This is a genomic window from Caballeronia sp. LZ043, assembly GCF_031451075.1.
Lineage (GTDB): Bacteria > Pseudomonadota > Gammaproteobacteria > Burkholderiales > Burkholderiaceae > Caballeronia.
In genome coordinates, this window is sequence record NZ_JARUXT010000001.1 from 445181 (window position 1) to 453543 (window position 8363).

Genomic DNA, 8363 nt, shown 5'->3' on the forward strand with positions numbered 1-8363 from the left:
GCGGGACAACTGCCGTTATGACCTTGGCGTGTCCTGCGCGGAGCAGAAACAAACGAAGCTCGTGACGTCAACTTCGACGCACAAGTCCGCGCTTCTCCCAGCGTATAGCGAGGCGATTGTTACTACGTTTTAGATGGAAGCCGCTGCACAGCCGTTTCAACGAATGAGGCGGGTCCGTCGAGTGAGCTAATTCGTGAGATTCGTTGGATGGCTCAGTAGCTTCGATGCCCAGGGATAGCGTTGCGGAATAGAGTGCTGCAAAGCGAACGGATATTCCTAAAGCGGGGGGAAATCATCGACTGAAAATATGCCGGTCTAGTACAACACCACCCTCGGGTACTACCATCGCGGTCCACGTTGTCATAACGGATGATGGTTCGTCCGCATTCGGAGGCGGGTGACCGCTGACTGCCGCCTACGTTTTAGAAGTTGTGTCAACAGCCTTCTTTCTCCGGCCGGTCTTGATTGGCGTCGGTTCTTCCGTCGGTTCTGTCAGCAGAAGTGACTCTTCAACGCCGAGCGCCTTCGCAAGGGACACTAGGTTGTCCAAGGTCACGTTAGCCAGGCCTCGCTCAATGAGACCCACCTGATTCCGGTGCATGCCCGCCTTCGCGGCGAGGGCTTCTTGCGACATGCCCACCTTGCCGCGCAACAATTTTAGATTGGTCGCAAGTCGAAGGCGTGCAGCCGTTTGCTCGGGTGTCGTGATTTCATCCATCGACAGGAGCATTCACTATCGGCAGCGATGAATCTACCCTATTTAAATTTCCACTTTATAAAGTGGAACACTATACAGTTCATGATTATCGTTTTAGACTGTCGCGTATCCCCTGAGCCGTTCGCTGGTCAACGCTGGCGGCCTCCAATGACCAACCGTTGTCGGCGGGCGGCTTGGAATGTTGCGTGGCTTCCTACCGTCAGAAGTCTGGGATGAAGATGGTCAGCCGGACTGCACTTTTCCGGGGCTGCGCAGGTCACTGGACATTGGCTGCCACACGAACTTTGAATTCCAGCCGCGAATGGTCAATCAGCTTAAAGATGTATAGGAGCAGTAGCAATGGCAGTCTATGTAGTCGACCACGCTGAGTTTCGAGAACGCGAGGACTTGGTCATCGGCGTGTATTCCGGCCAGTTCGGCTACAACATGAGTTGCTTCCAAGAACTGCTCGGTCCTTGCATTCACCATGGCGGTTCGCGCGACATATGGGCCGACGCGTACCACGCATTGCAGCGCTACGAAAGCGCCGAGTTGATTGGTGGTGTGGACGCCGATGCGCCGCTCACGCCATCGCCAACGCCAGCGTCCTCAAAACGGAAGCGTGATATGCATGTCACCTGTTTCGTCGAGAGGGCGTGCGACCGAGTGCAGGACGCGGCCGGGCGCTTCACGGTCGCTGTTGATGCGAAAGGGCGCATTAGCGGCGAAGCGGTGGCGACGAATCAGCGAACCTTGCGCGTTGCTGGCGTGCGTGTTGACCCTTCTCAATCGATAAGCGAAGTTTGTCTTGCTGTATTGATGCACCTATCCAGCATCCAACACCACGCTGTCGTCGACGACTTGATGACACGTATGCGACGAAGGAATACGCAATGACTTTGAAGCTCACCTGTGGTCGTCTCGTTGTATGAACTCGTGTAGCGTGACCAGGATGAACACCGGTCGGTTGAAGAGCGCGGCGATTGAAGCGTTCGCCATCTAGCGACGCGACGACGTGAAACTGGAGACACGTGTAATGCGGTCAGTCGCGCGTCGCCGCGGTGTGGTGGTTCTGCGCTCAGAGCTGAACGCGCTCGGTAGTCGCTCGCAACTCACGCGCGTACTCGCAAATCTCGTGCGTCGCGGTGTGTTGGTGCGGGTCAGCCTTGGCGTGTACACGAAGACCAAGGTCAATCGCTTCACTGCGAAGCGCACGCCGGCCGCTTCGTTTGAGACGGTTGCGGCCGAGACTCTTCGGAAGCTCGGGATTGCAGTAACGCATGGAAGTCTCGCAGCCGAATACAACGCAGGGCTGAGCACTCAGATTCCTATGCTTCCGATTGTGAATACGGGGAAACGTCGTATCAGCCGGCGGATACAGGTTGGAAGCAAGAGGTTGCTCTATGAGCGAGATGCAAGGAAGCCAACGGCGCAGTTGACACGGACGACAGGCGTGACCGAGGACTGAGGATGGCGAAGAGTGCGGGCGGAGGCGCAGATTCGGTTGAAATACATACTGCGGTCGCAGTCTATCTCGGAGACGGTAGTGGTCCGAGCTTCGACGTGGTCTGCGATGGGTTGTGTACCCAACAATCAGGGTCAATCTGGCTCCGTGCTCGGGATGCACTTTCGCATCCGTCGCCGCGCGGCCCCTACTCTGTTGCAAATCGCTTCTTCATTGTGGTCAACGAAGTTGCTGGAGACGGAAGTGCCAGTGTTAGCGTATTAACGAAGCGCATCATTGACGTGTCGTGTGAGCATCAGCTCCTTAGCGCGTTAATACGGGCGCCCCACGCCACCAACTCGCCAGTACGCGTTTCCTTCAAGATAGGTGATGATGTTGTAACGCTGTCGCGTAGCGTCCTTTCCCGATTGCTAGCGGAAGACTAGACCGAATGAAGTTTGAGCCTGTATAGCGGCCGACAGGCACCCGCTTTCAGTTCTGCGCACCGACAATATTTTCATGAGCTGCAACTATGTCGACGTCATTCTTTCCGCAAATCAAGGAGCTTCTCTTCCAGCGTGGCATCTCAATGGAAGCCTTCAGCCACCTCGCGGGCATGACGCTGCCCGAACTGACTGAGCTGCTGGCAGATGAGCATGATGTCAGCGGTGCAACGCTAGACAGAATCGCTACCAGGTTGCGCGCTGAGTGGGTGCTTCTGCCGAGCGAGCATTCAACGGCAGTGCGGCGGTTCTTGGAAGCGAACGGACTCGAGCCAGACTACGCAGCACCGAGCGCAGCGGAGCTCTACCTGAGAACATTGTCGAAGTCGAGTAGTTCTGGCGACGATGAATGAGATAGAGCGCTCGAATTCGAAGCTATGGACGAACAGGATATGGTGAGAGTCGACGCGTTGCTTTCCGAGAAGGTCCTTCGCAAACAATTGGGTGTGAGCAAAACGAAGCTGGCGGTGATGGTGGCTGATGGTCGCATCTTTGCCGTCGACGTGGACGGGGTGAAACTCTTCCCAGCGATTCTCGGCAGTTCCGGTTTGCGCCTTGACCGACTCTGGAAAATCTCAAGGATTATCGCGCCGGCTTCGCCCGCAATGCGGCTGGACTTCTTGACGCAGCCATGCGCTGCGCTTGCGGACCGGATTCCTCTGGACATGCTGGATGACGACCGGGACTACAAACAACTTCGGGCTTTTGCAGAGGCATGGGCTGCAGGTTTCTCTCGTACGTCGGTCGTCGTGTGGGACGCTAACGCAGTTGAGAACCTATCAAGTGCGAAGCCAATCTATACCTGCGTAGCGGCAATCGACCCACGCCGCCCCATGTGGCGGCGTGCGCTGAATGCAATTCGCTTACCCGGCTATACGCAACCTGTCGATGCTCCCCTGGCGCCGCGGGAAGTAGTCATAGTTGTCGAGCGCGCGATGGCTGGCCAAGGTGGAACTGTGCCTGAGGCGGGATTTGTATGTCACGTGCAAGGGCAATTTCTCAGGATGACGGTGTACGCCAGCAATGGCGCTGACAGCGCTCACGAGATGAAGTTGACGACGAAGCAGCCGACTGTAGTCGATGTCGCCGACGCGCTGTTCACGCTGATTGCGAAGGTGAATCGTAAAGCAAACTTGGCGACTGGCGAGGTGCCTACGAAGAAGTGACCAGTGGCTGGACTGAAATAGACCTCTCTGGCGAGAGGGCAGAAAGGCTGAGGAGGCTTACCTCGTCTGAGCTGAGAGAAAAAACTCTATAACGGGGTGAAAGACAACATGACCACGAACAACTCTGAGCTAGCGGTGTTCGCACATATCGACGGCCAATGGGAGAGTTGCGGTCAACTCATTCTAAGAGAAGAGCGCGATGAACTCTGCACCTCACTGTTCGAATTCAACGAATCTTATAGCAGCGGCGAACGTTCCATATCGCTTGACCCTCTCGACCTCTTCATCTCAGGCCCGCCTTACACGCCGAATACGTTGTTGGCACCGAAAAACGGATTGCCGTACTTCGGCGCTTTACGCGATGCAACACCGGACTCGTGGGGACGGCGCGTAATTGAAGCCAAGCTTGACGCACCGCTAAACGGTCTTCGAGAGTCGCAGTACATGCTGCATGCGAGCAGCGACCGTGTGGGGATGATTGATGTCCGACGAACTTTTGATGACCCACCGTTAGAGCAACGTGACGATTCGTCGAATCTGGAGAATCTCGCTCAGTCTGCAGGACTCATAGAGCAAGGGTCGCCCATCGCCGACAAACAGCGGGACATCTTTGCACAGGGCGTCGGTCTGGGCGGTGCGCGACCCAAAGTGTCTATTCGCGACGAAGAAGGAGTCCTCTGGCTCGCGAAATTCTCAAGTCTGGGAGACCGGTTCGCAATACCCGCTGTTGAATGCGCAACTCTGCGGATGGCAGCGAAAGCAGGTCTCCGAGTGCCTGACGTTACTACTGTGCGTGTAGGCGAGCGCGACGTTATGCTTATCCGACGATTTGACCGATTTTGGAAAATTCCGGGAACCGCGGGACTCGATGAAGTCGAGCGGATGTCGAGCTTTCCAGGCGCAGACCTGGTAGAGCACCGGACACCGTTTATCAGCGCGCTCACGCTCATCGGATGCGATGAGTCTGAATCTCGAAACGTGAAGTATTCCGACTTGGCGGCGATGATGCTTCTCTACTGCCATCCCGACATCGTCCGAAGCGACATGCGTGAGTTGTACCGGAGGATGGTTTTCAACGTATTCACAACGTGTGATGACGACCATCTCCGCAATCACGGCTTCACGTGGGACGAAATGATTTGTGGGTGGCGGCTGAGTCCGCTATACGACGTTGTCCCGCGACCCAGCGTCTCCAGTGAGCGATATCTTCATTTAGGTGTGGGTGCGCAAGGTCGTCTCGCGACGATAGATAATGCGCTAACTGAACATTTCGCGTTTGGCCTGTCCGAGCAAGACGCTGCAGAAGCGATTTTGGAGGTCTGGGGTGTCGTACAGGATTGGCGGCGCCACTATGACGCATCGGGTGTTGACGGAAAGGACATCCAGACAATCGCACCAGCATTTCGCAGCATCGACGACGTAGCGAGCGAAGACGTGCGGCGCGCCTTGCTGAAGACCTAGAGCCGCCAAGTCTATGACAAAGGTCAGCGACGAATGAGCGAGTACATAGAAGTATTGGCTGACGCTTTGGATTGAGGCGCCGAGCGTCGGGTTCGCTAAGCGGGGCAGTGCCGTGGGGACGATGCAGTGACTAATTGCGCGAACGGGCGACCAACGGCGGCATAGGCGCGCCTTTTTCGTCGTTCTCGACGCCCGGCATCTTTGCAGCCTAGAACATCGATTCTTTCGCTGCCCTTCCGCGCGGGTTGAGTGGACAACCCGCGAAATCTGGCGAAGTCGGTGACGGTGGCGTGAGCGGCAAGCGTTGCTCCAATCTTTTTGTTCGCCGACAATAAAAGCGTTCCTGATGCCAGTCCAGGAGCGTTCCTAGCAGGGGGTCAAAAAGCCGCCAACGCTTGCCAGCAAAGGCAGGAACGCTTCTCCATATTAGCCGTATTTTTCCGAATCCGGAGGGGTCTCGACCCCTCCCTGCGGTCAAGTTTTTTGTCGTTTTGTCGTCAGGAACGCTTCGGGGGGAAGCGGTTTCACGCCGTTCTCATTTCTCGGTCCGCGCAGCGCCACTCGGCTGCTGCCTCCTCCGGATAGTCTCCCGGCCACTCCGCTGCGAGCATTTGCACGGTGTGCGCCGCCTCCCGGACGGCCTCTTCTTCCTCGATTCCCGCAGCCATTGCCCTCATTGAGCTGGAAACAGCCTGCGCACAATCAAGGCGGTCGAGCGCCCTCCGCAGTCGCTCACGCATCGCATCCCGCAGGTTCAACTCCCGAGCGACGACCTCCACATCAATAACGATGTCGGCCAGCAACTCCGCCAACAGCTCCGCGATTTCTGCGCGCAAGCGGTCATTGCAGCCAACCAGCCGAGCTGCGTCCGAGTTTTTCGTGCGAGATTCCATCGGACGTGTAGCGCAGTCGTTTAATGCGCTGCCCTCGAGGCTCGGTACTATGCTCACCTGGGCGCCGCGGATAGACCGGACCTATGCTGGCGTGAGACCAGCTATGTAAAATGGATGCAAAAATCAAGCAAAGACGGGAGCGAAGATGCGCGCGCTCTAAGTTGAACACCTGCTTCACAATACGAACTGACGGGCGGTCGGGCAGACCGTCTCCTGAACCGGTACGTTCTCGTTTTCAACTTCACGCCCATCTATGGTCGCAAAAACTCTTCCAACCAAACTTTACAAGTACCGCGCATTCAACACGACAACCCTGCGCATGTTCAGTCAAGCGGAGGTTTTCTTTGCGAAGCCCGCCACCTTTAACGACCCGTTTGACTGCAACCCTGAAGTGCACGTCGATGTGGAGTGGCGCGAAGTGGAGCGTCTGTGGAAAACTGTGATGTTGCGGAGCATGGCTCGCGACCGCGCAGCACAAGCTCTGCAGTCGTACCGATACAATTCGACGGAAAATGGCGGGACGCATGACGACGACGAAGATGGAACCGCGACCTATCTCAACTATTTGGTTCGGGACATCAACGCATACCTGAAAGAGCGATTCAACGACTTTGGTGTTCTATCCTTGGCGTCGAACTGGGACAATCCGCTCATGTGGAGTCATTACGCCGATGAGCATCGGGGAATCTGTATTGAATATGAGACCGATGACCACCGCTGCAAAGACCTCAGGCCGGTCAATTATCGTTCCAGCCGTTTCATCCACATCAGCGACTTGCACCAGTGGCTGTTGAAACGCTCGGCAGCGGCTGAGCGCAAAATTTTCGAGCAGTACTTCTTCGCGAAGGCGCCTCAATGGCGCTATGAACGGGAGTGGCGCGCTGTGTCGCAAAAGAGTGGTGTCGACGACCGGCCGTTCCGACTCCGTGCCGTTCATTTTGGGCTGCGATGCGATGTAGCTATCGTTACGACAATTGCCAAGCTCTTTGAGGACTACAAAGACGAGCCGAAGTTTTACAGCGTGATGGCTCGTGCAGATGGATTTAAGCTCCGTCGTGTCGAACTGGATGGATGGGAAATCGGTGCTTTTGGCGTTCGCGATTCCTCGCACTTCGCTGCTGACGAGTGGGATTTCGACCCTCTGACGGCGAGTGGACAGATTTCTGGGCGCAAGCTAGGTTAGTGGGGCTGTGATTCTCAACTGCCTCAAGAATTTGCCTTACTGGCCGTTACCGCAGTCGGGCAATTAACTTGAGAGCAAGATGGCGTCCCGGCCGGATAACCCACCGTCCCGGCCGGATAACCCACCGCCCCGGTCGGATAGTCCTCCGGCCACCCTTTTGCCAGAATCCCACCGCCTCCCGTATCCGCAACTCTGCGTCCACCGCGTCGGTATTTGTCGCTGAGTCGTCTGTCCCCGTTGATTCCGAGACGCTTTGCACGCAGGCCATCGTGCCGAGTTCCCGTCGCAGGCGTTCGCGCATCGCTTCTCGCAGGCCAAGCTCTCGCGAGACGAGCTCGACGTCGTTCGCGGCGTCTGCTAACAAAAGGTCTAGTAGGTGCCACTGGCGTAGCGCCGGGCCGAGTCGGGCGGGTGCCCGGCGCTATCATTGACAGGTAGCGAGGTCATCCGCCGTGTAAGGGAGTGCTCTATACGGCTGAACAATGGATGGAGGGCGGCTATCAGCTTTTGCGCGGCTCGCGCCCGCTTGTTGGCACGCCATCAGGTGACCAGTAATCCTCGGTCTGGCCGGAAAGGAAGACCTTTGTTGCGGCCCGCTGTTTCGACTCGTATTCGAGCACTTCGGACTTTGTAAGCATGCCAGCATTCGCGCCGACTTCCCCTCGCCAATGAGCTCCCCGACATGAGCGCGGGAAACGAACAGCATTCCAGCGTCTCCTTCAACCGTGACAGGATTCCCGGTTCCCAGACATACTTTTCGCCTCCATCCCACCAACCCGAGCCTGCGCTTTGACAGTCTAGCTCGGTTGTTTGGCGGCAGTTGGCGGCGTAGCTGACGCGATACGGCTCTTCCTCCGACTCAAGTGTCCCGGGTGCTAGTGAGCACTCACGTTGCTGGGCATCCAGCGGGCAGCCGCGCGTAAGCGTCAATCTGAGGCCGTCTTGACGATCAGAACTTGACCTCTGAGAGCCGCTGATTCGTTAGCACGAGATCGAAGGCGGCGGGATCGAAGCTG

At 56.8% G+C, this 8363-nt stretch carries 8 protein-coding genes; 6 read left to right on the top strand and 2 right to left on the bottom strand.

Going from position 1 to position 8363, the window contains the following annotated elements; all coding sequences use genetic code 11:
- Positions 1-415: 415 nt before the first annotated feature.
- Positions 416-718 carry a helix-turn-helix transcriptional regulator gene (locus QCE64_RS02115; protein WP_310002527.1) on the bottom strand — a complete coding sequence of 101 codons (303 nt, stop codon included), beginning with the start codon at positions 716-718 and terminating at the stop codon, positions 416-418.
- Positions 719-1057: 339 nt separating this feature from the next.
- On the opposite strand from QCE64_RS02115, the gene QCE64_RS02120 reads away from it, so the two are divergent.
- The 5 genes from QCE64_RS02120 to QCE64_RS02140 all read left to right on the top strand — a co-directional run bounded on the left by QCE64_RS02120 (position 1058) and on the right by QCE64_RS02140 (position 5271).
- On the top strand, positions 1058-1594 hold the full coding sequence (locus QCE64_RS02120) for a hypothetical protein (RefSeq protein ID WP_310002528.1): 537 nt from the start codon (positions 1058-1060) through the stop codon (positions 1592-1594).
- Positions 1595-1733: 139 nt separating this feature from the next.
- Positions 1734-2165, top strand: a complete 432-nt coding sequence (locus QCE64_RS02125) for a DUF6088 family protein (RefSeq protein WP_310004115.1) — start codon at positions 1734-1736, stop codon at positions 2163-2165.
- 508 nt (positions 2166-2673) lie between these two features.
- Complete coding sequence (locus QCE64_RS02130; RefSeq protein ID WP_310002529.1) at positions 2674-2997, top strand: helix-turn-helix transcriptional regulator; 324 nt, start codon at positions 2674-2676, stop codon at positions 2995-2997.
- Between the two features lie 24 nt (positions 2998-3021).
- Complete coding sequence (locus tag QCE64_RS02135) at positions 3022-3810, top strand: hypothetical protein (RefSeq protein WP_310002530.1); 789 nt, start codon at positions 3022-3024, stop codon at positions 3808-3810.
- A 108-nt stretch (positions 3811-3918) separates the two neighbouring features.
- Positions 3919-5271 carry a HipA domain-containing protein gene (locus QCE64_RS02140; protein WP_310002531.1) on the top strand — a complete coding sequence of 451 codons (1353 nt, stop codon included), beginning with the start codon at positions 3919-3921 and terminating at the stop codon, positions 5269-5271.
- A 524-nt stretch (positions 5272-5795) separates the two neighbouring features.
- Here the strand turns inward: QCE64_RS02140 and QCE64_RS02145 are convergent.
- A complete protein-coding gene (locus QCE64_RS02145; RefSeq protein WP_310002532.1) occupies positions 5796-6107 on the bottom strand; it encodes a hypothetical protein in 312 nt (103 codons plus the stop codon).
- 310 nt (positions 6108-6417) lie between these two features.
- Between QCE64_RS02145 and QCE64_RS02150 the strand changes: the two genes are divergently transcribed.
- Complete coding sequence (locus QCE64_RS02150) at positions 6418-7347, top strand: DUF2971 domain-containing protein (protein ID WP_310002533.1); 930 nt, start codon at positions 6418-6420, stop codon at positions 7345-7347.
- The last annotated feature ends 1016 nt before the right edge of the window (positions 7348-8363 follow it).